Source organism: Micromonospora phaseoli (assembly GCF_900109115.1).
Taxonomy (GTDB): domain Bacteria; phylum Actinomycetota; class Actinomycetes; order Mycobacteriales; family Micromonosporaceae; genus Micromonospora; species Micromonospora phaseoli.
In genome coordinates this window covers 647,858-674,236 of the sequence record NZ_FNYV01000001.1, presented here as the reverse complement: position 1 = coordinate 674,236, position 26,379 = coordinate 647,858, and the positions used below count along the sequence as shown (strand labels likewise).

Annotated in this window: 26 protein-coding genes and 1 riboswitch; of the genes, 13 read left to right on the top strand and 13 right to left on the bottom strand. The window is 71.8% G+C overall.

The window, feature by feature from the left end; genetic code table 11:
* Positions 1-148 precede the first annotated feature (148 nt).
* The gene (locus tag BMY89_RS03130; RefSeq protein ID WP_170147597.1) at positions 149-565 is read left to right on the top strand and encodes an ATP-binding protein; all 417 of its coding nucleotides are present in this window, start codon (positions 149-151) and stop codon (positions 563-565) included.
* Between the two features lie 39 nt (positions 566-604).
* Here BMY89_RS03130 and BMY89_RS03125 read toward each other — a convergent pair whose 3' ends face one another.
* The 3 genes from BMY89_RS03125 to BMY89_RS03115 all read right to left on the bottom strand — a co-directional run bounded on the left by BMY89_RS03125 (position 605) and on the right by BMY89_RS03115 (position 3,037).
* On the bottom strand, positions 605-1,411 hold the full coding sequence (locus tag BMY89_RS03125) for a class I SAM-dependent methyltransferase (protein ID WP_092374431.1): 807 nt from the start codon (positions 1,409-1,411) through the stop codon (positions 605-607).
* Positions 1,412-1,432: 21 nt separating this feature from the next.
* Positions 1,433-2,218, bottom strand: coding sequence for a protein phosphatase 2C domain-containing protein (locus tag BMY89_RS03120; protein WP_092375484.1), 786 nt, complete (start codon positions 2,216-2,218; stop codon positions 1,433-1,435).
* A 171-nt stretch (positions 2,219-2,389) separates the two neighbouring features.
* On the bottom strand, positions 2,390-3,037 hold the full coding sequence (locus tag BMY89_RS03115) for a DUF4360 domain-containing protein (protein ID WP_092374428.1): 648 nt from the start codon (positions 3,035-3,037) through the stop codon (positions 2,390-2,392).
* A gap of 471 nt (positions 3,038-3,508) precedes the next feature.
* On the opposite strand from BMY89_RS03115, the gene BMY89_RS03110 reads away from it, so the two are divergent.
* Positions 3,509-4,159 (top strand): DUF4360 domain-containing protein, encoded by a 651-nt coding sequence (locus BMY89_RS03110; protein ID WP_092374424.1) that lies wholly within the window; start codon positions 3,509-3,511, stop codon positions 4,157-4,159.
* Positions 4,160-4,371: 212 nt separating this feature from the next.
* Here BMY89_RS03110 and BMY89_RS03105 read toward each other — a convergent pair whose 3' ends face one another.
* The 4 genes from BMY89_RS03105 to BMY89_RS03095 form a co-directional block, all read right to left on the bottom strand.
* Entirely contained in the window at positions 4,372-5,247 is an 876-nt protein-coding gene (locus BMY89_RS03105) for a C39 family peptidase (protein ID WP_092374421.1), read from the bottom strand.
* A 230-nt stretch (positions 5,248-5,477) separates the two neighbouring features.
* Positions 5,478-5,614, bottom strand: a riboswitch (cyclic di-AMP (ydaO/yuaA leader).
* A gap of 277 nt (positions 5,615-5,891) precedes the next feature.
* Positions 5,892-6,668 carry a hypothetical protein gene (locus tag BMY89_RS03100; protein WP_092374418.1) on the bottom strand — a complete coding sequence of 259 codons (777 nt, stop codon included), beginning with the start codon at positions 6,666-6,668 and terminating at the stop codon, positions 5,892-5,894.
* Positions 6,669-6,850: 182 nt separating this feature from the next.
* Positions 6,851-7,330 (bottom strand): hypothetical protein, encoded by a 480-nt coding sequence (locus tag BMY89_RS29770; protein WP_111313786.1) that lies wholly within the window; start codon positions 7,328-7,330, stop codon positions 6,851-6,853.
* A 111-nt stretch (positions 7,331-7,441) separates the two neighbouring features.
* Complete coding sequence (locus tag BMY89_RS03095; protein WP_232521022.1) at positions 7,442-8,677, bottom strand: acyltransferase family protein; 1,236 nt, start codon at positions 8,675-8,677, stop codon at positions 7,442-7,444.
* Between the two features lie 345 nt (positions 8,678-9,022).
* Here BMY89_RS03095 and BMY89_RS03090 point away from each other — a divergent pair, with 345 nt between their 5' ends.
* Entirely contained in the window at positions 9,023-10,006 is a 984-nt protein-coding gene (locus tag BMY89_RS03090; protein WP_198413950.1) for a hypothetical protein, read from the top strand.
* A gap of 61 nt (positions 10,007-10,067) precedes the next feature.
* Here BMY89_RS03090 and BMY89_RS03085 read toward each other — a convergent pair whose 3' ends face one another.
* Positions 10,068-10,805: a S1 family peptidase gene (locus tag BMY89_RS03085; protein WP_170147596.1), complete on the bottom strand. Its 738-nt coding sequence runs from the start codon at positions 10,803-10,805 to the stop codon at positions 10,068-10,070.
* A gap of 339 nt (positions 10,806-11,144) precedes the next feature.
* On the opposite strand from BMY89_RS03085, the gene BMY89_RS03080 reads away from it, so the two are divergent.
* Positions 11,145-12,260 (top strand): glycosyltransferase family 2 protein, encoded by a 1,116-nt coding sequence (locus tag BMY89_RS03080; RefSeq protein WP_092375481.1) that lies wholly within the window; start codon positions 11,145-11,147, stop codon positions 12,258-12,260.
* A complete protein-coding gene (gene pseI / locus BMY89_RS03075; RefSeq protein ID WP_175510269.1) occupies positions 12,257-13,309 on the top strand; it encodes a pseudaminic acid synthase in 1,053 nt (350 codons plus the stop codon). The genes BMY89_RS03080 and pseI overlap by 4 nt, the downstream gene beginning before the upstream one ends.
* A gap of 157 nt (positions 13,310-13,466) precedes the next feature.
* Here the strand turns inward: pseI and BMY89_RS03070 are convergent, their stop codons facing one another.
* Genes BMY89_RS03070 through BMY89_RS03055 form a run of 4 tightly spaced genes read right to left on the bottom strand, consistent with a single transcriptional unit; the run spans position 13,467 to position 16,284 of the window.
* A complete protein-coding gene (locus tag BMY89_RS03070) occupies positions 13,467-13,856 on the bottom strand; it encodes a hypothetical protein (protein ID WP_092374409.1) in 390 nt (129 codons plus the stop codon).
* A 46-nt stretch (positions 13,857-13,902) separates the two neighbouring features.
* Positions 13,903-14,661, bottom strand: coding sequence for an SDR family NAD(P)-dependent oxidoreductase (locus BMY89_RS03065; RefSeq protein ID WP_092374406.1), 759 nt, complete (start codon positions 14,659-14,661; stop codon positions 13,903-13,905).
* A complete protein-coding gene (locus BMY89_RS03060; RefSeq protein WP_092374403.1) occupies positions 14,654-16,036 on the bottom strand; it encodes an AMP-binding protein in 1,383 nt (460 codons plus the stop codon). Before BMY89_RS03060 ends, BMY89_RS03065 begins: the two co-directional genes overlap by 8 nt.
* Positions 16,033-16,284: an acyl carrier protein gene (locus tag BMY89_RS03055; protein ID WP_092374400.1), complete on the bottom strand. Its 252-nt coding sequence runs from the start codon at positions 16,282-16,284 to the stop codon at positions 16,033-16,035. The genes BMY89_RS03060 and BMY89_RS03055 overlap by 4 nt, the downstream gene beginning before the upstream one ends.
* 24 nt (positions 16,285-16,308) lie before the next feature.
* On the opposite strand from BMY89_RS03055, the gene BMY89_RS03050 reads away from it, so the two are divergent.
* A complete protein-coding gene (locus BMY89_RS03050; protein WP_232521021.1) occupies positions 16,309-16,872 on the top strand; it encodes a GNAT family N-acetyltransferase in 564 nt (187 codons plus the stop codon).
* Positions 16,873-16,974: 102 nt separating this feature from the next.
* On the opposite strand, the gene BMY89_RS03045 is transcribed toward BMY89_RS03050, so the two are convergent.
* Positions 16,975-18,699, bottom strand: a complete 1,725-nt coding sequence (locus tag BMY89_RS03045) for a glycosyltransferase family 39 protein (protein ID WP_092374394.1) — start codon at positions 18,697-18,699, stop codon at positions 16,975-16,977.
* Positions 18,700-18,970: 271 nt separating this feature from the next.
* Here BMY89_RS03045 and pseB point away from each other — a divergent pair, with 271 nt between their 5' ends.
* The 7 genes from pseB to BMY89_RS03010 all read left to right on the top strand — a co-directional run bounded on the left by pseB (position 18,971) and on the right by BMY89_RS03010 (position 26,369).
* Positions 18,971-19,954, top strand: a complete 984-nt coding sequence (pseB, locus tag BMY89_RS03040; RefSeq protein WP_092374391.1) for a UDP-N-acetylglucosamine 4,6-dehydratase (inverting) — start codon at positions 18,971-18,973, stop codon at positions 19,952-19,954.
* Between the two features lie 76 nt (positions 19,955-20,030).
* Positions 20,031-21,188, top strand: a complete 1,158-nt coding sequence (locus BMY89_RS03035) for a DegT/DnrJ/EryC1/StrS family aminotransferase (protein WP_092374388.1) — start codon at positions 20,031-20,033, stop codon at positions 21,186-21,188.
* Positions 21,189-21,198: 10 nt separating this feature from the next.
* Entirely contained in the window at positions 21,199-22,038 is an 840-nt protein-coding gene (locus BMY89_RS03030) for a hypothetical protein (RefSeq protein ID WP_092374385.1), read from the top strand.
* On the top strand, positions 22,035-23,867 hold the full coding sequence (locus BMY89_RS03025) for a hypothetical protein (protein WP_092374383.1): 1,833 nt from the start codon (positions 22,035-22,037) through the stop codon (positions 23,865-23,867). Before BMY89_RS03030 ends, BMY89_RS03025 begins: the two co-directional genes overlap by 4 nt.
* Positions 23,864-24,598 carry a cytidylyltransferase domain-containing protein gene (locus BMY89_RS03020; RefSeq protein WP_092374380.1) on the top strand — a complete coding sequence of 245 codons (735 nt, stop codon included), beginning with the start codon at positions 23,864-23,866 and terminating at the stop codon, positions 24,596-24,598. The genes BMY89_RS03025 and BMY89_RS03020 overlap by 4 nt, the downstream gene beginning before the upstream one ends.
* Entirely contained in the window at positions 24,595-25,707 is a 1,113-nt protein-coding gene (locus tag BMY89_RS03015) for a PseG/SpsG family protein (RefSeq protein ID WP_092375477.1), read from the top strand. The genes BMY89_RS03020 and BMY89_RS03015 overlap by 4 nt, the downstream gene beginning before the upstream one ends.
* A 20-nt stretch (positions 25,708-25,727) precedes the next feature.
* The gene (locus BMY89_RS03010) at positions 25,728-26,369 is read left to right on the top strand and encodes an alpha-ketoglutarate-dependent dioxygenase AlkB (protein ID WP_092374377.1); all 642 of its coding nucleotides are present in this window, start codon (positions 25,728-25,730) and stop codon (positions 26,367-26,369) included.
* Positions 26,370-26,379 lie beyond the last annotated feature (10 nt).

Genomic DNA, 26,379 nt, shown 5'->3' with positions numbered 1-26,379 from the left:
ACCGTCTCGCTGGCGTACGCCGCGTCGATTGACCGTTTCAGCTCAGCAGCCCCGGGTAGTGCTGATCGCAACGGCACCATCGCGCCGTAGGGTGTGACGCAGCAGTCCGGCGGGTGGGCACGGGCCGGGGAGGGGCTACACGATGCGGATGAGCATGACGCTGTCGCTCCCGCGGCAACCGTCCTCGGTGACCCGCGCCCGCCATGTGCTCACCACCGTGCTGAGCCTCACCGACGCCAGCGAGGACTGCCGTGGCCACCTCGCCGTGCTGATCACCGAGGCGTGCGCCAACGCGGTGGTGCACGCCGATCCGGACAGCACCGTCGACATCATCATCATCATCGACGAGGACGTCTGTCTGCTCGAGGTCGGCAACCGCGGCAGTACCCCCAACGGCGGCGGACTCGAAGCCGATCTCCCCGCCCCGCTCACCATCGGTGGCCGGGGACTGCCCCTGATCGCCGCACTCGCCGACACCGCCGCCTTCGTCACCGGGCAACCGGGGCAGGTGCTGCTACGGATGACCAAGCACCTCGCGGACGTACCGGCTGCACCGCTCCGATGAGCGGAGACGGCACGCCGGTTCGGCGCGGCGAGTCGGGGATCAGCTGATCCGGCGGGCGATCTGGAGCATGTTCAGGTAGTGCTTGCGTACCGTCGCCGACGGGCGGGAGTCGATCATGTCCCGGATGCCGGTGAACAACGTCCTGCGTTGCCACGGTGTCGCGGCGATGTGCCCGGAGTAGGTGGAGAGCAGCGCCAGATACTCCTCGGCGGTGTACTCGCGGCTCCAGACGTAGCGGTGCACGGTCGGCGGTGCGAAGAATCCGCTCTCGTCGATCGCGGCCACGTCCGGGGCGGCGATCGCCTCGGGCGGCTTCGGGCCGCCCTGGCCGTCGCCCATGCCGACCTCGTCGTAGATCCGTTCGACCTGGCGGAAGAACTCGTCGCCGCCCGGCGGTGACACATGCTCGGTGGCGACGATCGCGAGGTGCCCGCCGGGACGCAGCAGTTCGGCGGCCCGACCATAGGAGACCTGCGGATCGAGCCAGTGCCACGATGTCGCCGCGAAGACGAGGTCGAACGGCTCCTGGTCACCGGCCGCCCACCGCTCGAAGGGCGACACCACGACGTGTACGTCACCCCGCCCGGCGAGCATGCGACGCGCCACCGCCGCCAGTTCCCGCCCCGGCTCCAGGGAGACGACGCACCAACCGCGCGCCAGCAGCCCACGGGTGGCCTGCCCGGTGCCCGTGCCAACCTCCAGCACCCTGGCTTGCGCGGTTCGCAGACCCGTCGAATCCGCCAGGTCTGCGAACAACCGCTCCGGGTAGCCCGGGCGGGCCCGCTCGTACAGCTCCGCCGCCGTGTCGAAGGTCGTGGCCAGCCCCACGTACGGTTCCTGCGTCATCGCCCAAGTATCGGCGGCGGGTCAGTCGTCGCGGAGGTCGGTGCAGTGGGCGATCGTCGCGTCGTCGGCCGCCACCGCCGCGCGCGCCTCCGCCCCGCGGACCCGATGGATGATCTCGGCGGGTCCGTGCGACGCCAGCACGGCCAGCACCGCTGGCCAGTCGGCGAGCCGGAACCGGTCGACGAGGCGGCTGGCCCCGTTGCTGAGCAGCACGGCACCGGTCAGCTCGGAGATCGGGCACCTTCCGGTGACCGCCTCGTCCGCCGCTCGCGGGTCGTCCTTGGCCACCCAGAAGCCGCCCCGCCGGTTCCGGTTGGCGCGCAGGTCGCGGAGGATCCGACGGTGTTCGTCGCTGCCCTCGGCGACGGCCTGGAGCGCCGGCAGGTAGGACCGGCTGACGACCACCTCCCGGGGGTCGGACACGACGAGCGGTGCGGCGTCCGTCCGGTCGAGCACGAGGACCGAGTCGCCGAGCACCAGGTGATCGACGATCCCGCCGGACACCCGCAGGATGGCCACGGTCGCCGACGGACTGATCGGGTCGGCGACGTCGCAGGTGTCCCGATGCTCGTCCGTCACCTGCTCGATGGCCTCGGCGAGCAGCGCCGGAAGGCTGCGGCCCTGGGCGAGTGGCAGGAGACCGAGGAGGGTGCCGCCCAGGCGGTGGGCGTACCAGGTCACCCCGTGCCGGCAGACCGCGTCAGCGCCGGCGAAACCGCCGGCACCGTCGATCACCACCGCTGCCGTCGGCACGGCACCGACGAAGTCCTCGTTCACCCGGCCGGGCCGGGCCGGGACACTCGTCATCGTCACCCGCATACCCGCTCGCCGCCCTCTCGCCGATCGAGGCGTCGACCGTAACAACCACCGCCCGCCACCGCAGGGCGTACCCGTGCGGCGGTGTTGACCCCTGGCGGTCCGCGAGGGTGGCCGGCGTCGCCGACCACCCTCCTGAGCTGCACGGGTGCGGATTTCAGGTCACGGGCAGGGCTGCCACGCGAGGTGGTACATCGTTTGGATGCTGCCGTCGGTCGAGTCCATGGTGAGGAAGCTGGTCCCCGACGAGCTTCCCCGGCTCAGGCGCAGCTCGGTGTTCATGTTGAGGTTGCGCAACTCGCCGCAGGGGTGCCAGACCACGGAGGCGATCGGCACCTCGTCGGTCACCATCCAGTTGTCGTCGAGCGGCGCGGGGATCGCATGGTTGCTGAAGGTGCTTTGCGACATGCCCTGGAAATAGTAGTTCGCCCGCGTCGAGGCGATGGCGCCCCGGTTGAGCAGCCCGTACCCGCGGTAGTCCACCTTGACGATCGCGAAGGTGTAGCCGGCCGGGGCATGGACCAGCACGTTGAGTTGGCAGTTCCGGCGACCGTCGGTGACCGGAATGCCCGGGCCCGCCTGGACCAGGTAGTCGCTGTAGATGGTGGTGAAGGCGGTGTTGTCCGGGGAGACCGCGACATCGGCGGTGCCCGGCCGGCAGCCGGAGCCGGCCATCGCGACAAGGTCGATCACGACCTTGTCGGTGGGCGGGTCGTCCATGATTCCCTTAGCGGACGCTGGCGCCCCAACGACCAACGATGAAGCGAGTAGCGCAAGCACCACGCCGCCACGCGTCAGCAGTTTTTGCATGAATCCTCCTCCGATACAGGAAACGACGCAACCTGCCGCACAAGCTACGTAAAAACATAGACGCATGTCAACGTAATCTCATTCTCGCCAGATCAAACGCGAGCCGCTTTCAATTCTGCCGAATCTGGCCACCCCGAGCCAACCGGGAGGGACGAAGATCGCACAGTCACCTTGATCAATGCATGGACGGATCACACTCAAAACCCCTACGTAGCAAGGCTTCTGGACCCTGATCTCAACTTACGGCAATCCGATCAAGAGTTCGTAAGCTATTGATCACATAGAAGTGTGCCGATGCTTGCAGATTTTCTTCCCCGTCGCTACCATCCTCTCGCAGAACGCTACCGGAAGCTCCCAACCAACATCCTCGATCCACTGCAATGAGGCAGCAAGCGAAGAGCATCAGGGGCTAAACGGCGATCATGCACGAGTTGAATTCGATGAACATCAACTGCATCCGAGAGGAACGGAATGACAAAGAACCTCGTCGGCGCGAGACACGGGATCTTCGCCTTACTCGGCACGGTTCTCGCGTTGTCCCTGTCCGCGCCGGCCCACGCCGCACCGGCCGGATCCGCCGCACCGCCGGCGAGCGAGATCACCGTCGAGGTGATAGCAGCCAATGGCTCGGGCTGTGCGCCCGGCACCGCCCGGGTGGTCGCCCACCCCGACAACACCGGCTTCCGGATCCGGTACTACGACTTCGTCGCTACGGCCGGCCGGGGCATCGACGCGCCGGCCAGCCGGAAGAACTGCCAGCTCGGCGTGCTCGTCAGCGTGCCGGCGGGCTGGACCATCGCCATCGCCGCGGCCGACTACCGTGGCCGGGCCCGGATCCCCACCGGGGCGACAGGCCGACAGCGCACAAGCTACTACTGGCAGGGTTCGTCCGAGACCAGCCACACAGACGCGACGTTCACCGGGCCGTACAACGGCTTCTGGGGAACCTCGGACGTCGCCCCCGTGCTGGTCTACGTACCCTGCGGACAGCAACGGGTGCTGAACGTCAACACCGAGCTGAGGGTGGACGCCGGCACCGCAAGCTCGAACGTCAGCATGTCGATGACGACGACCGAGGGCGACGTCGACACCCTGTTCAACCTCAATTGGGAGCGGTGCTGATCCCCTGGTCCGGCTCCGGCCTGATGTCACCTGGACATGATCATGTCCAGGTGACATCACAGTTCGAGGAACACTGCCCCCTCGGCGCCGCATCAGCTCGCCGACCGGCGAGCTTCGTCGGCCTGGCGAAGCAGCACGGCCCGCGCGCCTGACGTACCCGACACGGAAGCCCTCGGCCGGTCGGCCGAGGGCTTCCGTGCGTTACGCGTCAATCAGGCCGAGTAGCCGCGGGTCGCGGCCCAGTTGGCGAGATCGATGGTGCTCACCCAGTACGACGGGTACGAGGCGTCGGCCGAGTCGGCGATCCGGACCAGCCGGCCGCCGTCCTCGTAGCCGACCACGGCGACGTAGTGGCCGCCGGGGAAGGAGTGCCAACGACCGGCGGTGTCGGTGACGCTGCCGGCCACGTTCACCACGACGCCCCGCCCGTCGGTGACTGCGGCGACGACGTCCGCCTGGAGCTGGTCCATCTGGGCCGGGGTGGCCGCACCGCCACGGATCATCGTGGTCTCGTAGGGGCTGCCCTCGACGGTGGCGTTCAGGACACGGGTGGTGTCCTCGGCCGAGTTGGTGCCGGCGTACGTGGTGCCGAGCTGGCCCGCCAGGGCATCCTGGCCGCGCTCGACGCCGGCGGCGCTGAGCGCGTTGCGTACGGCGGCGGGGCCGCAGTAGTACCCGTTGATCTGGGCCTGGTGGTCGTACTTGAGGATTTTCGACGCGGGCGGCTTCGGCGCCGCCTTCTTGCTGGTCACATCGGGGTCGGGCGCTGCCGAGGTGGGCTTCGGCGAGGGGGAGGCGGTGGTGCTGGCCGGCGCTGCGCTGCTCGGCGCGGCGCTGCTCGGCGCGGTGGTCGACGGGGTGGCCTCGGCCGGACTCTGGTTGCGCGACGCCGCGGTGTCACCGCGCAGCTCGGCGACGGCGGTCGTGGTGTGCGCGGCGGCCGGGGTCTCCTCGGTGCCGGCGAGCGCGGCACCGATGCCGGTCGCCAGCACGAGCGCGGCGGCTGACGCGGCGGCGATCTGGTACGGACGTTCCGTGGCCAGCCGGCGGAGCTGGCGGGAGAGGGTGTGCTTCACGGGTTCCTCCACAGGACTGAGGGGAGAGCGGCGCACCGGCTCCGGCGGTCGGGTCGGCATCGAGGTACCGACGACCGCCCGGGGTGAGCGGGATGGGCCGTTCCAGGGGTGCGCCCGGGGACACCGGGCGGCGACGGTGACCGGTGGTCAGCTCGCGGCGGCCAGGCCGGCGAGCGCGGACACCGTGGTGCCGTGGAGGCGGGGGAACAACGGGGGGATCACAACGGACTGCACGAGGTTGGAACTCCTTCCGACACCGCCGACCGGGTTAGCTGACGGATTCGGGCGGGAAGTCGCCCTACCGCGAGGATTCGCGGATTCACCCCAGTGGTGCAGTGGGTCCCCGGTTCGTGAGATCACGATTGAGCGGGTCGGTGCGGCGTCGCCTCTTGCGATCGGTTACCGCACCGGACGCGCTGACACTACTGGCCGGTCACGTCGAAGCCAACCTGGCCTGAGCTGCTTAAACATGATCCAGTGGCGCAATTTTCGGGTATCCAGGAACTGGCGTCACTCAATGGCGATCATGGCATTCCAGGCCCATTCGGCGACAACCGGACAAGGTCCGGACAATGCCGACGGAGATTGCTGCGGTAATCGGCCCGACTACGCGTACTGACCGGATTCGACGGCGATGTGACCCGGCTCACTGAATCTCAGCCGAGTCGGGCGGGCCGCCAGCGAGGAACCGCCGTCGGACGACCGACGGTGGCCGGCCGGGGAGCGGGCATCCGGTTCGGCCGGAGCCGCGCCACGGCCGCGTACGCCTCGGCCGACAGGGCACGGGACGCCTCGGTGGCGAACTCCGCCGCCCGCCACAGGTCGCGCTCCCGCTCGGCGGCGGCCCGGTAGGCGGCCAGGCGGCTGTCGCGTACCACCCGGGCGAGGATGACCTCCTGCTCGGCCGGGTGACGCCGGGGGTCCCAGCCGGCCCGGCGCGCCAGCACGTCGCTCAACTGCCGGGCGGTCAGGTCACCGCGCCAGTGGGCGGCCATCGCGGCGCGGTGCAGCCAGCGCTCCCGGGCCGCGTACTCGGCGGGGGTGCGCGACGTGCGCGGGGTGGGCAGCCCGGCGGTGCCGGCCAGCCGGCGAGCCGTGGACTCCGCCTCGTCGTACGCGGCCCAGGCTCGGTCCAACTCCGTCTGGGCGGTCCGCCACGCCGTACGCCGCCGATCGGCGTTCTGCGCGGCGCCGGTCGCCGCCACCGCCACCTCGCCCGCGTAGCGGCGCAGATCGGCCGCCTCGGTCGCGGCGCGCTCCTCGGCCCGGCCGGCGGGCTCCTCGGCCGACCCGGCCGGCTCGGTCGGCTCGGTCGGCTCGGGGCGCGCGACCAGTGCCGTGAGCACGCCGAGCGCGAGCACGAGCAGCACCGACCAGATGGCGGCGGCCCGGGGCACCTCGATCAGGAACTGGTAGAGAACGGTCTTCTCCATGTGGTACCTCGCGGAGGATCGGAACGGCGACGGCGCCGTCCGGCAGCGGATCGTCGTGGCGCGACCACGACAGGGAAGTCGAGCCACCGGCGGGACCGCGCCAGCTGTGGGCGGGCCGGCTCAACGGCTCAGGACGGGTGCGGTGTCCGGATGTCCGGACCTCGACGCGACGGTCGTCGGAATCAGGCGTGCGGAGGGCCGCGAGCCGCCTGGGCATCCAGCACGACAGCGGCCCGGACCGACACGATCTCGGTGCTGGCCGTCCCGAGCACCCTCAGCCCGGGTCGACCGGGAGCCACCGGCGGCGTCGTGGGCGCGCCGGTCTGGTCGGCGCGCGCACCGGCGTCCAGCACGATCGGTGTCGTGGCGCCGGTCAGCTCGTCGGGCGCGGCGGCGTCCCGTCCGGCGCGGGCCGATGGCGGGGTGGTGTCGGCCGCCGACCGGACGGTCCCGGCAACGCCGCGCTGATCGGCGGGCACGGCCCAGGCTGGCCCCGCACTGGCAGGCTCGGCACTGGCGGGCGCGGCCCAGGCTGGCCCAGCGCTGGCGGGCGCGGCCCAGGCGCCGAGGGTGAAGGCAGCAGCGACCGCGAACCCGGTCAGCACCCGCGCGGCCCAGCGCGCCAGCCACCACAGGGGACAGGCGAGCGCGACGGGAAGCACATCGTCACGCTACCGCCACGACCGCCCGATCGCACCGTGCGCGGGCGTGTCGCGCCGTTCGGCGCGCCGTCCACGTCGACGCCGATCTTCGCAGGTCACGCCGCCTGCGGCTCACCGTCCGGGATGGACGGTCCGGTCCTGCTCGGCGTACGTCGTCGGGTCCGCGTCGCCCTGCGGCGCCCGCTGCAGCGGGAGGGCTCCGGCCGGCGATCCAACCGACGCCAGCGGTCGCGGTGCACCACCCGGCGCCGCCCGGGGTGGCGCCAGCCGGCGCATCATCGGCTGTTCCACGTACCGGTGCAGCAGCCCGGCCAGCGCCAGGGTGAGCAGGAGGAACCCGATCACGGCGAGCGGACCCCACCAGCCGGGCAGGCCAGTCCCCCAGTCGCCGGTCAGCCGCAGGATCGTCATGATCACGAAGACGTGCACCAGGTAGAAGGCGAAGGAGACCTCGCCGAGCCAGACCATCGGGCGGGAGCGCAGCGGTGAGCGCCGCCCGTGCACGTCGGCGTCCGCCGCCGCGGCGATGACCAGGACGTACGCCACCGACAGCAGCGCCGACCAGAATTCGGCCCGGATCCAGAGGGAGGCCGCCACCCAGGTCGCGACGAAGATCAGACTGGCCAGGGGCAGCCGAGGGCCCCGCCAGCGCCCGCGCAGCATGAGTTCGGCCGCAGCCACCCCCAGCCAGAACTCCAGCGACCGGACCAGCGGAAACACCTGGGCGAACCACCAGCGGCTCTGCTCCGGCACCAGCGTCTGCCCGGGCCAGAGCGCCACGATCAGCAGCGGCACCGCGATCACCACGGCCCACAGCATCCATGGCCGGGCCCTGCGCACCGCCGGCAGCGCCAGCGGCAGGCACAGGTAGAAGAACAGTTCGCAGGAGAGCGACCAGCTCACGTTGTTGACACTGTAGAAGTAGCCGGGCCGAGGATCCCAGGCCTGCACCAGGAAGAGGTTCTCCAGTGCGGCCACCGGGTTGATCGGGTCGGCGAACCACAGCATCGCCAGCATGGCCAGCACCCAGAGCACCAGGTGGTTCGGGTAGATCTTGGCCAACCGGCGTCGCCAGAACCGTCGCCGGGAGTCACCCGGCCGGGCCGACCAGACCAGCACGAAACCGCTGAGGATGAAGAAGAACTGCACCCCGGACAGGCCGAGGGTGAAGATCTCGCCGACCACCGCCTGGTGGCCCGGCTCGGCGATGATCCGCATGGTGCCGGCATGGAAACCGAAGACCAGCAGCGCGGCGACCCACCGCAGGCCGGTCAGCGACGGCAGGCGGTCGGCGTCCGTACGCCCGGGCGGGGTGGTCGCCGGCGCCGCGAGGGAAGTGCTCGTCATGCCCACCTCCCGGTTCTCGACCACGTCACACGCACGCCCATCTCCTCCCGGCCGCCCGAACGGCAGCCGGATGCGATCTTTCGCGTAACCGGCCTGGTGCGGCCCGCCGGGCACCCTACCCCGGGTAGCCGGCGCACAACCGCTGCCTCTGCCGTCCCTGCCGCACTCCAGAGACGACTGCCGCGGCGTTTGCCCAGTTCAGCCTGACGGGGCGTTCCAGCCATTAAGATCAATGTAAAGTGCGCACCCTCTGACACCGCCCACAGGTACGCCGTACCTTCGTCGAAGGAATGCGCCTTGCGTCTGAAGCATCGACCACGTTCCGCAATCGTCGCCCTCGCTGTAGTGCTGCTCACCCTCCCGGGTTCCGCCTCGGCTGCGGCCGGAAAGACAGACGTCAATTCGACAGCCGCCGCAGCCGGGGTTCTTCGGGTCTACAACAACAACATCGAGAACCTCGTGGTGAACAACTCCGACGGGACGTGCACGCGTATCTCCGGGCCGGATCACCTCACCTCGATACTCGTCGACGACAACGGTCAGAAGGGCACCGCCGGGGTCGTCGCGCCCGACATTCTCATCGTGCAGCAGCTACGCGGCACCGGCCAGACCGAGGCGTACGCGAACCAACTGGCGGCCAAGTTCGGTTACCCTGCGGGCACGTACGGCTCGATCGTGGTCTGGACCGACCCGGAGCCCTGGGGCAGTACGCACAAGTGCAGCGACCAGTCTCTGGGTGACCTCAAGAAGAAGCAGACCAACGCCATCATCTGGAACACCCGGACGCTGAGTCTGTCATCGGGCGACATCTCGAAGTACTGGAGCGCCGGCTGGCTGAAGCCGGGCACGGCCTACAACAACGGCGCGGGTTGCACCTTGTACAAGCCGCCGAGCAACGACGACGGCGCCACCAACGAGCACAAGTGGAAGCGGACCAGCGCCATCGCCGCCCGGTTCACCATCAAGGCGACCGGGACCACGGTCTTCGCCGCCACCATGCACCTTCCGGAGCAGAACCGGCAGAATGCCTGCGGTGGTGCCGGCCACACCGGCATCGCGGGCAGCGGCATCCACATCGGTGCCGACGCGACCAGCCTGATGAATGCTTCGACGATCCGGATCGTCGGTGTCGACGCGAACCGCACGGGCATCGCCGCGAACACCCTGAGCGGATTCGGCATGACCGGTTACGGTGCGAAGCCGACGATGAACTCCAGCAAAATCGACTACCTGTTCATCCGAGGTGACGTGCGGCAGTCCAGCATCGACCACACGGTCTCCGGCACCAAGTCGAATCACCTGGCGCTCTACGGCTTCGTCAACTACTGAGCCTTCGGGCGAGGCGCCCTGGGTGCCCCGACCTTTATCGTCCGGGCACCCAGGGCGAGCGTCAGACCGTCGCGATGACGTTCAGGATCCAGGCCCGACTGTCCGGCACCGTCGCCCAGTTGTCGCCGTTGCCCTCGCAGAGCGTGTCACCGTTTGAAAGCACCCCCACCTGATAGCGCAGTCCGTCCACCAGTTTGAAGAGTGGTCCGCCCGAGTCGCCGAAGCAGACGTTCCCGTTCAGGCCGAGGGTTCGGACCGCCCGGCCGCCCTCTGCGTCAACCGCGTTGATCGACTCGACCCGCTGGGTCGCTCGCCTTACCCGAGACGACGGGTCGCAGATCAGGCACGTCACCCCCCACCCGAAGGCATAGGTGGTGGCGCCCACGGTCGTCGTCGCGGTGGGTAGGCGGACCGTCTGCGCGTTCGCGGATCGCTCGAGCTTCAGCATCGCGATGTCGTGGTTCGTGCGCACCCGGGACGTGGCGACTCTCACCACTCCCCCGCCCGAGTTCCAGTAGATGCTCTTGACCCGCACCGCCAACTCGTCGTTCGGGATCCGGTTGCCATCGTCGTCCTCGATACAGTGCCGGGCGGTGAGCACCCAGTAGTTGTCGACGATAGACCCAGTACAGGCGTAGGTACGATGATCAGGCAGGCCGACGAGCAACGCCGCCAGACCGTCGGCGTCGGTCTGGATCTCGCCGCCGACGATCAGCGGCGCGACACCCGGGTCGGAGTCCGGTTTGGCCCGTGCCGGGCTCGCGCCCAGCGGGATGGCGACCAGCAGGGCGGCGAGCATGACGGCCGCGCGTACGACGCGCTTGCTGGCTTTGCCTGCTCCCCCCGTGGCCTTACACACTGCTGACAATCCCACCATGGACCCTCCATCGATTGAGGTAATTGTTGAGATCCTCGCTCGACACGTTCCGTATCCGCCGCCCTACCCGCTGTCAACATCCCGCAGAAGGGTCACCTCACCCTCCTTGACCGGTACGAACAACAACCTGCACCGTTCCCAGATCGTAGGAACGGCGCTTCACCGTCGTTAACTCGGCACTCATCGGCTGTTCAAAAACTCCACCGCGCCCGGCCACGTCAGGTTCCAGGTTCGTCAACCCGGGTGGCCGAAGGTTTCCGGGTGGTCACAGAGCCGACGCCAACGCCGCTGCTGAGCATCGTCGTGCCGGTGTACGGCGTGGAGGCGTACCTGGGGCAGTGCCTGGACTCCATCCACGCCGACATCCCGGCCGACGAGGCCACGGCGGTCGAAGTGATCGCCGTGGACGACGCCTCGCCGGACCGGTGCGGGCAACTGCTGCGCGAGTACGCCGCCGAGCACCCGAGGCTGCGGGTGCTGCACCTGAGCACGAACGTCGGCCTCGGTCCGGCCCGCAACGCCGGCCTGGACGTGGCCACCGGGCGGTACGTCTGGTTCGTCGACAGCGACGACTGGCTGCCCCCCGGCACGATCGCCGCGGTGCTGAACCGGCTGCGGGCGGACCGCCCCGACGTGATGATGGTCGACCACCTGCGGATGCACGACTGCGGGCGGCAGGAGGTGGACGCCAGCAGCCGACTGCTGCGCGGCACCCCCGGCGTGGCCCGGCTGACCGACCGGCCGCAGCTGCTGCGGGTGCAGCACACCGCCTGGAACAAGGTGGTACGCCGGGCGTTCATGGCCGAGCTGGGCCTGCGCTTCCACCCCGGCTGGTACGAGGACATCCCGTTCAGCCACCCGTTGCTGATCGGCGCGGAACGGATCTCCGTGTTGGACCGGATCTGCTACCTGTACCGCCAGGGCCGTCAGGGTGCCATCACCTCGACCCGCAGCGGCCGGCACTTCGACGCCTTCGAGCAGTACGACCGACTGTTCGCCTGGCTGCGCCAGCGGTATCCCGAGGGGCGCTGGCACGCCGAGCTGTTCGACCTGATGGTTAACCACTTCCTGGTCGTGACAGGCAACGACGATCGGCTGCACCCGCACCTGCGGCGGGACTTCTTCCGCCGGGTCGCCGCGCACTACCGCCGGTACCTGCCGAACGGCGGCTATCCCCGCCCGGGCGGGGTGGCCGGGCTCAAGCACCGGCTGGTCGGCCGGGACAGCTACCTGGCGTACGCGGCGCTGCGGCGGGCCCACCGGATGGCCGGGCGGCTGCGCGGGCCGGACGACACCCCGACGACCGCTGCCGGCACCGCACCGGAGACCCCCACCCAGCACCAGTCATTGGTACGGACGCACGGAAACGGATCGTGATGACGACGCTCAAGATCGGGCCGCACCTGGTCGGCACCGGGGAACGCCCCTTGGTGGTGGCCGAGATGTCCGGCAACCACAACGGTGACCTCGACCGCGCACTGTCCATCGTGGATGCCGTCGCCGCCAGCGGGGCGCACGCGTTGAAGCTCCAGACGTACCGGCCGGACACCATCACGATCGACGTGGACAGCCCGGCCTTCCGCATCTCCGGCGAGCACGAGCTGTGGGGTGGCGAGAACCTCTACCGGCTCTACGAGCGGGCCCACACCCCGTACGAGTGGCACCGACCGATCTTCGAGCGGGCCCGCGACCAGGGGTTGACGGTCTTCTCCTCCCCGTTCGACGCCTCGGCCGTGGCGCTGTTGGAGGAGTTGGACGCGCCCGCGTACAAGATCGCATCGTCGGAGCTGGTCGACCTGCCGCTGATCCGGCTGGTCGCCGCCACCGGCAAGCCGATGGTCATCTCCACCGGGATGGCCACGCTGGCCGAGATCGACGCCGCCGTACGCACCGCCCGTGACGGCGGGGCGGGCGGGATCGTGCTGCTCGCCTGCACCGCCTCCTACCCGGCGCCGCCGGCCGACAGCAACCTGCGCCGCATCCCGGTGCTCTCCGCCGCGTTCGACCTGCCCGTCGGCCTCTCCGACCACACCCCGGGCATCGGCGTGCCGGTCGCCTCGGTGGCGCTCGGGGCCTGCTTCATCGAGAAGCACGTCACCCTGGACCGCGCCGACGGCGGCGTGGACTCCGACTTCTCCCTCAACCCCACCGAGCTGGCGGCCCTGGTGGTCGAGTCGGAGCGGGCGTACGCGGCGCTCGGCGGCCCGGCCGTCGGGCCGACCCCGGCCGAGCGGGAGGGCCTGCGCTTCCGGCGTTCGCTCTACGTGGTGGCGGACGTGCGGGCTGGCGACGAGGTCACCGCCGACAACGTCCGCTCGATCCGCCCGGCCGGCGGTCTCCCCCCAGCCGAGATCGACCAGGTCCTGGGTCGCCACTTCACCGCCGACACGCCTCGCGGCACCCCGCTGAGCTGGAACCTGATCTAACCCCCCTCCCCCTCCCCCTCCCCCTCCCCCCTCCGCGCCGATCTAGGGCTTATCGCCGTTGCTGGAGATCGACTAGCGACGATTCTCCCTAGATCGGCGTCCAGAAGGCGTGGCGACGGCGTGGCGACGGCGGCCGGGACGCGGCGGGGTGGTGGCGTCAGGGAAGGTGTGGGCGGGCGGCGAAGGCGACGGTGACCACCAGGTCGGGCAGGGTCAGGGTGCGCCACAGCCACGAGGAGTCGGGCGGCACCTCCAGGCCGTGCCGCTGCCACCAGGTCGCCACCGGGACGTCGGCGAGCTTGGCCAGGCACTCGGTGCGGGTCCAGCGGGCCCAGAAGTCGGTGCTGCCGAAGCGCCGGGCCAACGCCGGGGGCACCGGTTCGTCCGTGCGTTCGGCGTCGATCGCCACCTGCCAGCCGGGCACCGGCGGGGCGTACCAGCCGACGCAACGTCCGTCGCCCAGGTGGCTGCGGGTGACCGCATCACCCGACTCGGCGGCCGACGCCACCCGCAGATGTCGCGGCGCGGCGGCGAGCAGGACGGACACCGATGGCCCCGCACCACCGTCGGCGCGGGACCATCGCTGCGCCGGCTCAGATCGAAGCGGCACCGTCGACCACGATGACCTGGCCGTTGATGTTGGTCTGCTCGCGCAGCAGCATCCGCACCACCGGCACCACCTCCTCCGGCTCGGTCAGGTGGCCGGTCGGGGTACGGCGCACGATCTGGTCCAGTTGGGTCTGGCCGAGCACCGCCGACATCTCCGAGGCGAAGAAGCCGGGCGCGACGGCGTTGACCAGTACCCGCCCGCCCAACTCGCGCGCCAACGAGCGGGTCGCCGCGTCCATCCCGCCCTTGGTGGCGGAGTACGCGACCAGGCCCGGGAACCCACGCTGCGCACAGATCGAGGTGATGTTGACGATCCGACCGCGCAGTCCCTGGCCCAGCATCCGCCGCACGATCAGCCGGGTGAGCTGCAACGGCGCGGTCAGGTTGGTCTCGATGATCCGGGCGATGTCGCCGGTGGCGGTGTGCACGTGCAGCGAGTCCTGCCCGACAGCGGCGTTGTTGACCAGGCCGTCGATCGGACCGAGGCGTTCCTCCGCCGCCCGGACGAACGCCTGCGCGGCGGCGAGGTCGGTGACGTCGACCGAGCCGACGTGGCACCGGTCCGGCTGGGCCTCGGCGAGCTTGGCCAGCTCGGAGGTGACGGTACGGGCGAAGGCCGCCACCTTGACGCCCGATTCGAGCAGGTCGGTGACGATGGCGAGGCCGAGGCCGCGGGAGCCGCCGGAGACGAGCACCACGGAGGACGGCGGTACGGACAGGGCAGAGGTGGCGAGGTCAGACATCGCTCTTCAGGGTCTCCTTGACGGGAATCTCGGTCAGTAGGCGGATTCGACGCGGCACCGCGTACTCGGGCAGTCGGTCGGCGCACCAGCGCACCAGCGCCGCCTCGTCCGGCCCGTCCCCCGGCGCTACGGGTGCGGCCCCGCCGGTCGGCGGGGGGCCGGCCGGGACGGGCACCACCTCGGCGACGACCATCTGGCCGAGCAGCGGTGCCCTACGGCCGGTGACCCGTGCCCAGGCCACCTGCGGATGGGCCGTGAGCACGTCACGGACTCCGCCGGCGGAGACCTTGCTGCCGCCGACGTTGATCTCGTCCGAGTCGAGTCGCCCGGTGATCAGCACCCGGTCGCCGAGGATCTGCGCCCGGTCACCGGTGCGGACCGGGCCGGCCAACCCGGCGCCGTGGTACGGCGAGGTGATCACCAGTTCTCCGTCGAGCACCCCGATGGTGGGGCGGCCCGGCGTGACCCGGTCCAGCCACCGCACCGGGAACCCGGCCCGCCCGTCGTGCACCACGATGGCCGCGCCGACCTCGGAGGAGGCGTAGATCCAGGAGATCCGGGCCGCCGGGAACAGCTCCCGCAGCCGGTCCAGGATCGCCTGGTCGACCGGCTCACCACCGAGGGTCACCTGGCGCAGCGGTACCCGGGCGAGCCCGGCCGGGTCACGGTGCAGGGCCCGACGCCAGAAGGTCGGCGTGCCGGAGGCGGCGTCCACGCCGTGCGTGGCGGCCAGCGCCGGCCAGTCGTCGAGCTGCTCCGGCTCGACGACCACCAGATGCTGCCCCGCCTGGGTCAGCGACAACGTCACCACCTGCCACCAGGCGTACGTGCCGGGGGCGTACGGGCAGAGCCAGGTCCGGCCGGGTTGGTGGCCGCGGACCGTGGTCAACGATTCGAGGGTGTGCCCGACCCGCTTGGGGCGGCCGGTGGAGCCGGAGGTGAGCAGCCACAGGCGGCCGGGTTCGGCCGGACGCGGCCGGGTGGCCGCCGTCAGCCCAGCCGCCGTCAGCCCAGCCGCCGTCAGCCCAGCCGCCGTCAGCCCAGCCGCCGTCAGCCCAGCCGCCGTCAGCCCAGCCGCCGCCGGGTCGGCCGCCTCGGCGCCGAACTCCGCCACCGTGAACCCGGCGGCGCGCAGCTCGTCACGCATCCCCGTGTCGACCCGGCTGGCGGTGCTGACCAGCAGCTCGGTGCCGTGCACCGCGTGGTGGTGGGCGGCGGCGAGCGCGTGCCGCGCCGAGTGGGCGAGCACCGCGGCGGGGCCGGGCAGGGCCAGCTCCGGCAGATCGCGCCAGGTCAACGTCGCACCAGCGACCACGATCCGGTTGTCGGCGCCCGCCGGGTGGACGGCGGCCTGCCGGGCGGTTCCGACGCTCACTGCCGCTGCAGCTCGACGAGGAAGTCGAGTACGTCGCCGACGGTGGCGATCCGCCGCAACCCGGGAGCGTCGAAGTTCAGCTCCTCCCCCGTCTCGTCCTCCACCCGCAGCGCCAACTCGGAGAAGTCCAGCGACCGGAAGCCGACCTCCCGCAGATCCGCGGCGTCGTCGGCGGGCAGCACCTTGCCCTGGTTCTTCAGCACCTGGGCCATGAGGTCGCGAATCTGCGCACGACTCAATTCTTTCATGCGGCGGAGTGTACAGCCAGGTGAATGGTGATTAGGGTGCCCGGTGACCATGGAAACAGATCCGAAAGCGAGCGGTACGTGCTGCGTGACGCCACCGAGGACGACGTTAACCTGATGTTGTCCTGGCGCAATCAGGAAATCAACCGGCAGGTCAGCAAGACCAGTCACGTCATCACCGTGCAGGAGCACGGACGGTGGTGGTCGGCGGTGCGTGCCGACCCGACCCGCCAACTGCTGACCTACCTCCGCGACGGCGTGCCGAGCGGCGCGGTGACCTTCTTCGACCTGCGGTTGGACGGTCCACGGACCGGCTCCTGGGGGTTCTACCTGGACGGCGACGGCCTGGCCGAGCGGGGCGAGACGTTGCCCGCCTGGCTGGAGGTCATGCGGGAGGCGGTCGACCACGCCTTCGACGTGCTGGAACTGGACCGACTCGACGGCGAGGTGCTCGCCCACAACACGGTGGTACGCCAGATGAACCGGCGGTTCCGTTTCGTCGAGGGAGCTGAGCGGCGAGAGGTACACGACGGCCGGGAAATCACTGTCCTACCCATTTCCCTGGAGCGCGCGAACCGCCGCCGGCGCTGATTGTTCCGATTCCGTCCACGCATTGTTCACGCGATGTTCCGATAATCCGACGCCGCCGACTCGACGCCGCCGACCTGCCGACTCCGTGACCGGAAATGCGGGTCACTGGCGGCGCCACGCGGCCCATTTCCGCGCCGGGTCGCCGCCGAGCCGGACGAAGCCGTGCCGGGTGCCGTCCCAGTCGCCGGGCTCGCCGGGCGCCCACCGCGCGAGGACCACGTCGGCCGTGGCCGGCGGCCGGTCGGCGAACCACGGCACCTCGGTCCAGGTGACCTGGTGGCCGAGGTTGTACCGGACCTGATAGGGCACGCCGGTGGAGACTGCGACCCGATCCACCGGCCGGATGCCGAGGTCGGCCACGGCGGGCACGGGCGTGCCGACGTCGGCCATCGGGCGGATCAGCCGCTCCGCGATCACCTGCGTGGTCGCCACATTGACCACGACCAGGGCGGCCAGCAGGACCGTCCGCGCCCGCCGACGCCGGGCCACCAGCACCAGCAGCAGGCAGCCGACGACCCCGATCGCCGCCCCGACCAGCGGTCGCATCCCCTGCCAGCCGCCAGTCAACGCCGCGAGGTCCGGCGCACTGAAGTCGCCGTGGCGCAGCGCAGCGCCGCCCGCCAGGGCGCGCGCGAGCCGGAGGTGGACCAACGCGCCGCCGACAGCGAGCAGTGCCACCGTGACGGCCGCTGTGCGCAGCAGCGATCGGTACGCCACAGTGAACAGCACGCCGACGCCGACGAGCAGCCAGAACGGGGCGAGCATCTGCACGTACCGGGCGTAGATGGCGTCCGCCACCCGATCCGGCACGCCCGCGAGGACCACCTCCGCGCCGACGGCCACCCCGACGGTGACCACCAGCGCCACCCCGGTCGTCCACCGGCCGGGTTCGTCACCCGGGCGGCGCAGCCTCAGCACCGCGTCGGCACCGCCCAGTCCGGCCAGCCCGAACGTGACGACCATCAGATACCACAGCTGCGTGCCGGTCGAGGCCAGCACCTGTGCCAGTCCCGGGCCGGAGATGACGGCCCACAGGTCATTCCCGGCGGGCGGGTTGCCGAGCAGGTGGACCGTGTCGCCGAGCAGCCGGACCCCGATCTCGTTGGCGAGGGCGGCGACGAACACCGGCAGGACGGCGACCAGTAGCCCGGCCGACCCGAGCCGGCGGCGAACGACCAGCGCCAGCACCAGTCCGGCGTACGCGGCGACGACCACCAGCCCGCGCGAGTGCACCAGGTGGCACGCGCCGGCCAGCGCACCGCCCAGCGCGGCGGCGGCCGGACCGGGCCGCTCGACCAGCCGATGCACCGCCAGCAGCCAGGCCAGCAGCAGCGGGGCGAGCACCGCGTCGGTCATGGCCGCCGCCGAGTGGAACACCGCCGCCGGCACTGTCGCCGCGACCGTGGCCGCCGCCAGGGCGGGCCCCCGCCGAAGCCCCGGCAGCCGGCGGCCGAGCAGGTAGGCCAGTGGCAGGAGCGTCGCGTTCACCGCCGCGTTGACGATCCGGACGATCAGGTAGGTGTCGGCGAAGTCGCGGTCGGGCAGGAAGACCGGAGCGATCAGCAACGGGTAGCCGATTCGGCGCAGCGTCTCGTTCTCGCTGCTGAAACCGCCGGGACCGCCGGCCAGGGCCCGTGCGGTGTGGAGATAGCCGTCCTCGTCGGTGTGCGCGAACGGCATGCCGGCGTGCCGCGCCAGCCAGACCCGCCAGGCCACCCCGAGCAGCCAGCCGAGCACCAGCAGCAGCGGCAGTACCCGTCCCCGGCGCGCCGGCGGCGCGGACCTGCCCGCGTCCGCGGCCCGGATCGCCTCGGCTTCGGCGGTCATCGTCCCTCCCCTGGACCGAGACGGTTCGCGGTCGTGCACGGTCGTGCACGGCGCCGCCGTTCCGGTCGGGTCGAGACCCTAACGGCCTGCTCAGAGCCGCCGGGCCGGCACACCGCAGGACGGTGCGGTGTTCGCCGTACTGCTGCCGGCCATTCACCACCGCACGTGTCGCGGTTAACCCGAGGGCGTGAGCCCGTTAACCCGCCGGGTCTAACGTTCGCACCCGGCCGGCCAAGGCCAGCCGGACAACCGACGAACACGGGAGCAGCAGTTGAGCGAGCTGAGCGGATCGTCCATCCTCGTCACGGGGGGCACGGGTTCCTTCGGCAGGACCTTCCTGCGACACCTCCTCGCCGAGACCGATCCGGCCCGGGTGGTGATCTTCTCCCGTGACGAACTCAAGCAGTACGAGCTGCGCCAGCAGCTCGGCGACGACCCGCGGCTGCGCTGGTTCATCGGCGACATCCGGGACCGGCACCGGCTGACCCGGGCCATGCACGGGGTGGACCACGTCGTGCACGCCGCCGCCCTCAAGCAGGTGGACACGGCCGAGTACAACCCGTCGGAGTTCATCGCCACCAACATCACCGGCTCGCAGCACGTCGTCGACGCCGCGATCGAGGCCGGGGTGAAGAAGGTCGTCGCCCTCTCCACCGACAAGGCGTCCAGCCCGATCAACCTGTACGGCGCGACCAAGCTGGTCGGCGACAAACTGTTCATCTCGGCGAACCACTACGCCGCGCACCACCCGACCCGGTTCGCGGTGGTGCGCTACGGCAACGTGGTCGGCAGTCGTGGTTCGGTGGTGCCGCTGTTCCGTCGACTCGCCACCGAGGGCAAGAGCCTGCCGATCACGGACAAGCGGATGACCCGCTTCTGGATCACCCTGGAGCAGGCGGTGCAGTTCGTCATCGACTCGTTCGACCAGATGCAGGGTGGCGAGCTGTTCGTGCCACGCATCCCCAGCATGCGCATCCTCGATCTGGTCGAGGCGGTCGCCCCGGAGGCCACCACGCACGAGATCGGCATCCGGCCGGGCGAAAAGCTGCACGAGGAGATGATCGCGCCGGACGACAGCCGACGGACCCTGATCGCCAAGGACCGCTTCATCGTGCAGCCGACCATCGCCACCTGGGGTTACCAGCCGCCCGCCGACTGCGAGCCGGTGCCGGACGGCTTCGCCTACCAGTCGGACTCCAACGACGAGTGGCTCAGCGTGGCGCAGTTGCGCGACATGCTCGGCATCGCGGCATGAGCGAGCGCAGCGAGCGAATCATCCGGCTCAGTGCCACGGTGCCTCATGGCGGCACGCAGCGCAGCGGAGTGCCGACATGAGCGCCTTGCTGCCGTACGGCCGACAGTCGGTGACCGACGACGACGTCGCCGCGGTGGTCGCCGCCCTGCGCAGCGACTGGCTCACCACCGGCCCGGAGGTCGCCGCCTTCGAGGCGGACCTGTCCGGCTGGGCCGGCGGTGCCGGGGTGGCCACCGTCTCCAACGGCACGGCCGCGCTGCACGTGGCGTACGCGGCGGCCGGCGTCGGCCCGGGCGACGAGGTGATCGTGCCACCGATGACGTTCGTCGCGACGGCGAGCAGCGCGGTGGCGCTCGGCGCCCGGATCGTCTTCGCCGACGTGGAGGAGGAGACCTTCACTCTCGATCCGGCGGCGGTGGCCGCCGCGACCACCGGCCGGACGAAGGTCGTCGCGGCGGTGGACTACGCCGGCCATCCGGCCGACTACGACGCGCTGCGCACCGCGCTCGACGGCACCGACGCGCTGCTGCTCGCCGACGCCGCGCACTCCATCGGCGGCACCTACCGGGGCCGCCCGGTCGGCACGCTCGCCGACCTGACCACGTTCTCGTTCTTCCCCACCAAGAACCTGACCACCGCCGAGGGTGGTGCGGTCGCCACGACCGATCCGGAGTTGCTCAAGCGGGCCCGCCGGTTCCGCAACATCGGGCTGGTCCGGGAGCGCGACGAGCAGCGCTGGTCCGACGAGGGTGGCTGGCATCAGGAGGTGCACACCTTCGGACTGAACTACCGGCTGCCCGACGTGCTCTGCGCGCTCGGCCGCAGCCAGCTGCGTCGCCTCGGTGACTTTCTGGCCCGCCGGGCCGAGTTGGTGGCCCGCTACGACGCGGCCCTCGCCGACCTGCCCGGCGTGCTCACCCCGGGGCGGCGGGACTGGGCCGCTCCGGCCTGGCACCTGTACCCGATCCGGGTGCTCGACGGCCGTCGCCGCGAGATCTACGACCGGATGCGGGCCGCCGGCATCGGGGTGCAGGTCAACTACATCCCGGCCCACTGGCATCCGGCCTTCGCCGACCTCGGCTACCGGCGCGGCAGCTGCCCCGTGTCGGAGGCCTTCTACGCCCAGCAGCTGTCGCTGCCGCTCTACCCCGGACTGCGCCACGCCGACCAGGATCGCGTCATCGACGCGCTGGCCACGGCTCTGCGCGGCGCCTCGGTACGCTCCGCCGCCTGAGGGGACGCCGATGCACCACGCGAACCACTTCTACGGCCACGCCCACGTGCTGGCCCGTTACGCGGGGCTGGGCGACGGGCATCCGCCCCGGATCAACGGGTACATCCAGCACGGCTGGAACATCGGCGACGGTCTCGCCCCCGGGCACCCGTACGCCGAGCGGACGCCGAGCCTGCTCTGGTCGGAGCAGACCCGGCGGCGGGCCTGGTCGGTCGGGCGGCGCAACGTGACGGTGATCGGGGCTCCGTTCGTCTACCTGCTGGCCACGGCGAGGCAGCCGGGACCGGCGCAGCCGGAGCGGGCGGGCACCATCTGGTACCCGTTCCACGGCTGGGAGGGCCAGCACGTCAAGGGCGACCACCGGGAACTGATCGCCCGGATCCGGGACACCGAACCGGGCCCGGTCACCGTCTGTCTCTACTGGCACGAGCACCGGATGCGCCGGGTGCGCCGGCTCTACGAGAACGCCGGTTTCCGGGTCGTCTGCCACGGCTACCGCGGCCACTGGTGGAAGGACACCGACCCCGAGTTCCTGCACCGCCAGCTCGCCGAGCTGCGCCGGCACGCCCGGGTCGCCTCCAACCGGCTGACCAGTGCCATCTTCTACGGCATCGCCGCCGGCTGCGAGCCGGCCGTGTACGGCGACCCGATGGTGCTGGCCGCCGAGGACCCGACGTTCGGCGGTACCGCCCGGATCCGCCGACAGTGGCCCGAACTGCACGGCGAGCAGGTGCACCTGCCGACCGCCGTCGAGATCGCCCGCGCCGAACTGGGCACCGACCACCGCCACCCGCCCGCCGCGCTGCGGGAGCTGCTGGGTTGGGCGGACCCGCAGGAGGAGACGACGTGACGACCGAGACGGCGCCGACGGTGGCGCTGCCCGGCGGCGAGATGCTCGCCTGGTCCGACCGGCGCGACGGCGCCGGCGACCGGCCGCTCGCGGCGCTGGCGGCACGCCTGGTGCCGGCCGGCGCCCGGGTGCTGGTGGCCGGCCCGCACGACCCGGTGCTGCTCGACGCGCTGGCCCACGCCCGGCTCACCTGCCTGCTGCGGGGCTACCCGGACGCGGCGGCGATCGCCGACCGGGTGGACCGGGTGCTGGTGGCCGGGCCGCACGGCCTGCCCACCGGCGAGGAGTACGACGTGGTGATCGCCGGCGCGGGGCTGGACGCCGTCGAGTCGGTCGAGGGCGAGCGGCTGGGCTGGGACGGGCTGCTGGCGCGCCTGGTGGCGGCCCTGCGACCCGGCGGTGACCTGCTGTTGCGGGTGGACAATCCACTCGGCGTGCACCGGCTGGTCACCGCGACAAGCTGGTACGCCGGCCGGGGCGACGCCGAATGGACGGTCGGCGGGGTGCTCGACACCTCCCTCCCGGCCAACCTTGACCAGGCACGGGCCCGGTTGGCCACGGCGGGCGTGCCGGCCGGCTCCTGCTACGCCGCGTACCCGCGCCCCGACCTGACCACCGCGTTGCTCTCGGCCGACCAGCTGTCCCGGCCGACCGCCTCCGGGCTGTTCGACGCGGTGCTGCACGACGCCTGCACCGAGGGTTTCGCCGGTCAGTTCGTGCTGGCCGACCCGGCCCGGTTGGCCGTGGACGCGCTGCACGCCGGCCGCGCGGCCGAGCTGGCCCCGTCCTGGCTGCTACTCGCGCGCCGGGCGACCGACGGGCCGCAGAGCACCCGCAGCGAGCAGCCGGACAGCCCGCTCGGGGGGCCGGACGGGTTGCCGGTGGCGCTGGTGCGGGCCGCTGCGGGCGGCGGCGTGGTCGAGGTGCTCGACGAAGCGCACGGCTGGTGCTGGCGCCGTACCGACCTGGGCGACCGCAGCGGGCCGACGCCGACGGCGTACGACGGCCGGCCGGCCGCCCACCGCGACCCGCGGGGACCGCAGGGGCCGGTGCCCGACGGGCGTCTGCTGCGCAGCCTGCTGCTCGACGGCTGCCTGCGCCGCGACACCGCCCGGCTGCGCCGGCTGCTGCGCGGGTATGCCGAGTGGCTCGACGGCCAGGCGGAGCGCGGACAGCTCACCGGGGCGGTCGCGCTGGCCGGGGCGGACAACCTGGTCGTCGCGGGTGACCGCTTCGCGGTGCTCGATCCGAGCTGGCGGGCCGGCGTCGGATTACCGGTCGACGTGGTGCTGGCCCGGACCCTGTGGCGCTTCGCCACCGAGCTGCTCGCCGGCGGGTACGCCCACCCGTGGACCTCCACTCTGGACGTCGCGGGGCTGACCGTGGTGCTCGGTGGGGTCGCCGGACGGGACTTCGACCGGGCGGTGGTCGCCACAGCGGTGCAGACGGACGCCACGGTCAGCGTCGCGCTACGCGGGCCGGAGTCCGACCGGCGGGTCGACCCGGACACCGAGACGCGGCCCGTCCCGCCGACCGGCCCACGCAGCTACCAGCAGATGTACGAGACCTGGCTGCGCGAACGGGAGGAGAACACCCGGCTGGCCGCGCTGCTCAGGTGGACCGAGGAGCTGCTCAACGCACGCGAGCGGGCCCTGCGCCGGGCCGAAGCGAAGATCAACCTTCTCAGCGGCTCGCTGAGCTACAAGGTCGGCCGACTGGCCATCACCCCGGCCCGGATGGCCAAGCGGGGCGCCGGAGCCGCCAAGCGCCGTGCCCGCGAGGCGATCGCCGCCAAACGGCAGGAACAGACGAAACGGGAGCAGAAGTGACCGAACGAATTGTCGGGGTCGTGCAGGCCCGGATGGGCTCGTCCCGGCTGCCCGGCAAGGTGCTGCGGCCCCTGGCCGGCCGCAGCGTGCTCGGCCGGGTGGTCCGGGCCGCCCAGGACAGCGGGGTCCTCGCCGACCTGGTCGTGGCGACCAGCACCGACACCGGCGACGACGCGGTGGTCGCCGAGTGCGCCCGGCTCGGCGTCGCCTGCCACCGGGGGCCGATCGACGACGTGCTGAGCCGGTTCATCGGCGCGCTCGACACCCACCCCGCCGACGCGGTCATGCGGTTCACCGCCGACTGCCCGCTGCTGGACCCGGAGATCGTCGCGCTGGTCGCCTCGGTGTACCGCGCCGTGCCAGGCTTGGACTACGCCAGCACGTCGATCGCCCGTACCCTGCCGCGCGGGCTGGACGTCGAGATCATCCGGGGGGACGCTCTGCGCACCGTCGACCGGCTCGCCACCGGCCACCACCGGGTGCACGTCACCTCGTACGCGTACGCCCATCCGGAGCTGTTCCGGGTGCTCGGCGTGACCCTCACACCGGACCGCTCGCAGCTGCGGCTCACCCTGGACACCGAGCCGGACTGGGACCTGGTCCGCACGGTGGCCGAGCATTTCGGTGACGTCAGCGTGCCGCTGGCCAAGCTCGCCGACTGGCTCGACGGGCAGCCGGCGCTGCGCGCGCTCAACGCCGACGTACGGCAGAAGCGGTTGGAGGAGTGCTGAGCCCGGTACGCGTCGGGTTGCGCTGCGACGCCGGGCCGCAGCGTGGCGTCGGGCACCTGGTCCGTTGTCTCGCCCTCGGCGAGGAGTTCCTGGCCCGGGGCGCCACGGTCGAGGTGTTCGGCGCCGTCGACGGCATCGACTGGGCGGCCGGGCAACTCGCCGCCCGGGGCATCCCGCTGCACCCCGGTCCGGACACCCCCGACGGGCTGGTCGCGACGGCCCGCAGGCACTCCCTGGACGTGCTGGTGCTCGACTCCTACGAGCTGGATCCCGCCGGAGCGGGCGCGCTACGCGCCGCCGGCGTGGTGACCCTCGCCATCGTCGACGGCGACACCCGGGGCCAGGACGCCGACCTCTACCTCGACCAGAACTTCGGCACCGACCTGGCGGTGCCGGCGGGGCGGCTGCTGGCCGGCAGCGGCTACGCCCTGCTGCGCGACACCGTGCTGGCGGCCCGGCCGCCGGCGTCGGCCCGGCCGGCGCCGGACCCTCTGGTGACGGACGGGCCGGTGGCAAACCATCCGGCGGCGGTGGAGCGGCCGGCGGTGCTGGCCTTCTTCGGCGGTACCGACGCGGCCGGCGCGGCACCGGTGCTGACCGAGGTGCTGCTGTCGACCGGCTTACCGATGGAGCTCACCGTCGTCGTCGGCCGACCCGGGATAGCCGCGCGACTGGACCGGCTGGCACCCGGGCCGGGACAGTCGCTGCTGCCGGTGCCACCAACCGACGGGCTGCCCACCCTGATCACCGCCGCTGACCTGGTGGTCAGTGCGGCCGGCACCTCGACCTGGGAGCTGTGCTGCCTGGGGGCCGCGTCGGCTCTGGTCTGTGTGGTGGACAACCAGCGCGAGTCGTACCACCGGGTGGTCGCGGCGGGGCTCGTCGCCGGGCTCGGCGAGCTGCCGGAGCTGGCTGCCGCCGGCCCGGCCGGTGCGGCGGCCCGGTTGACGGCGGCGCGCACCCTTGGCGGGCTGCTCGGCGACGGCGCGCAGCGGGCGGCGCTGTCCGCGCGGGCGCAAGCGGCGGTGGACGGGCGCGGACGGGAACGGGTGGTCGACGCGGTACTCGACACACTCGCCCGCCGACCAGAGGTCATACACGTGTACTAATCGGCTGCTAGGGTGGCCGCATGTCGCAGGCCGCGTACCAGCCGTCGATGCTGGACGTCACCGACGCCGCACCCACCCTCGGGCCGCTGCGCGGCCAACTGCGCCGACACACCCTCACCCAGGGCGCCTGGGTCGATCACCTGCCAGGCTGGGTGCACGGCTCCGACCAGGTGCTCGACCTGCTGCTGCGAGACGTGCCGTGGCGAGCCGAGCGGCGCACCATGTACGACGCCGAGGTCGACGTGCCTCGGCTGCTCTGCTGGTACGGTGCCGGCCGGCCGCTGCCGCACGAGGTGCTGGCGGCCGCCCGGGAGACGCTGACCCGGCACTACGCCGACGAGTTGGGCGAGCCGTTCGTCACCGCCGGAATGTGTCTCTACCGCGACGGCCGCGACAGCGTCGCCTGGCACGGCGACACCCAAGGCCGTTCCGCGCACACCGACACGTTGGTCGCCATCGTCTCGTTCGGCTCGCCCCGCCAACTCCTGCTCCGCCCGCGCGGCGGCGGCGGCGGTGCCAGCCTGCGCTTCCCGCTGGGCCACGGCGACCTGGTGGTGATGGGCGGCTCCTGCCAGCGCACCTGGGAACATGCCGTGCCCAAGACCGCCCGCCCGGTCGGCCCCCGGGTCAGCGTCCAGTTCCGCCCGGCCGGCGTCGCCTGAACCCCGTCAC

Coding starts and splice junctions, on each gene's coding strand:
- BMY89_RS03130 (WP_170147597.1), top strand. CDS start 149: ATGAGCATGACGCTGTCGCTCCCGCGGCAACCGTCCTCGGTGACCCGC.
- BMY89_RS03125 (WP_092374431.1), bottom strand. CDS start 1,411: ATGACGCAGGAACCGTACGTGGGGCTGGCCACGACCTTCGACACGGCG.
- BMY89_RS03120 (WP_092375484.1), bottom strand. CDS start 2,218: ATGACGAGTGTCCCGGCCCGGCCCGGCCGGGTGAACGAGGACTTCGTC.
- BMY89_RS03115 (WP_092374428.1), bottom strand. CDS start 3,037: ATGCAAAAACTGCTGACGCGTGGCGGCGTGGTGCTTGCGCTACTCGCT.
- BMY89_RS03110 (WP_092374424.1), top strand. CDS start 3,509: ATGACAAAGAACCTCGTCGGCGCGAGACACGGGATCTTCGCCTTACTC.
- BMY89_RS03100 (WP_092374418.1), bottom strand. CDS start 6,668: ATGGAGAAGACCGTTCTCTACCAGTTCCTGATCGAGGTGCCCCGGGCC.
- BMY89_RS03095 (WP_232521022.1), bottom strand. CDS start 8,677: ATGACGAGCACTTCCCTCGCGGCGCCGGCGACCACCCCGCCCGGGCGT.
- BMY89_RS03085 (WP_170147596.1), bottom strand. CDS start 10,805: ATGCTCGCCGCCCTGCTGGTCGCCATCCCGCTGGGCGCGAGCCCGGCA.
- BMY89_RS03065 (WP_092374406.1), bottom strand. CDS start 14,661: ATGTCTGACCTCGCCACCTCTGCCCTGTCCGTACCGCCGTCCTCCGTG.
- BMY89_RS03055 (WP_092374400.1), bottom strand. CDS start 16,284: ATGAAAGAATTGAGTCGTGCGCAGATTCGCGACCTCATGGCCCAGGTG.
- BMY89_RS03050 (WP_232521021.1), top strand. CDS start 16,309: ATGGTGATTAGGGTGCCCGGTGACCATGGAAACAGATCCGAAAGCGAG.
- BMY89_RS03045 (WP_092374394.1), bottom strand. CDS start 18,699: ATGACCGCCGAAGCCGAGGCGATCCGGGCCGCGGACGCGGGCAGGTCC.
- BMY89_RS03035 (WP_092374388.1), top strand. CDS start 20,031: ATGAGCGCCTTGCTGCCGTACGGCCGACAGTCGGTGACCGACGACGAC.
- BMY89_RS03030 (WP_092374385.1), top strand. CDS start 21,199: ATGCACCACGCGAACCACTTCTACGGCCACGCCCACGTGCTGGCCCGT.
- BMY89_RS03010 (WP_092374377.1), top strand. CDS start 25,728: ATGTCGCAGGCCGCGTACCAGCCGTCGATGCTGGACGTCACCGACGCC.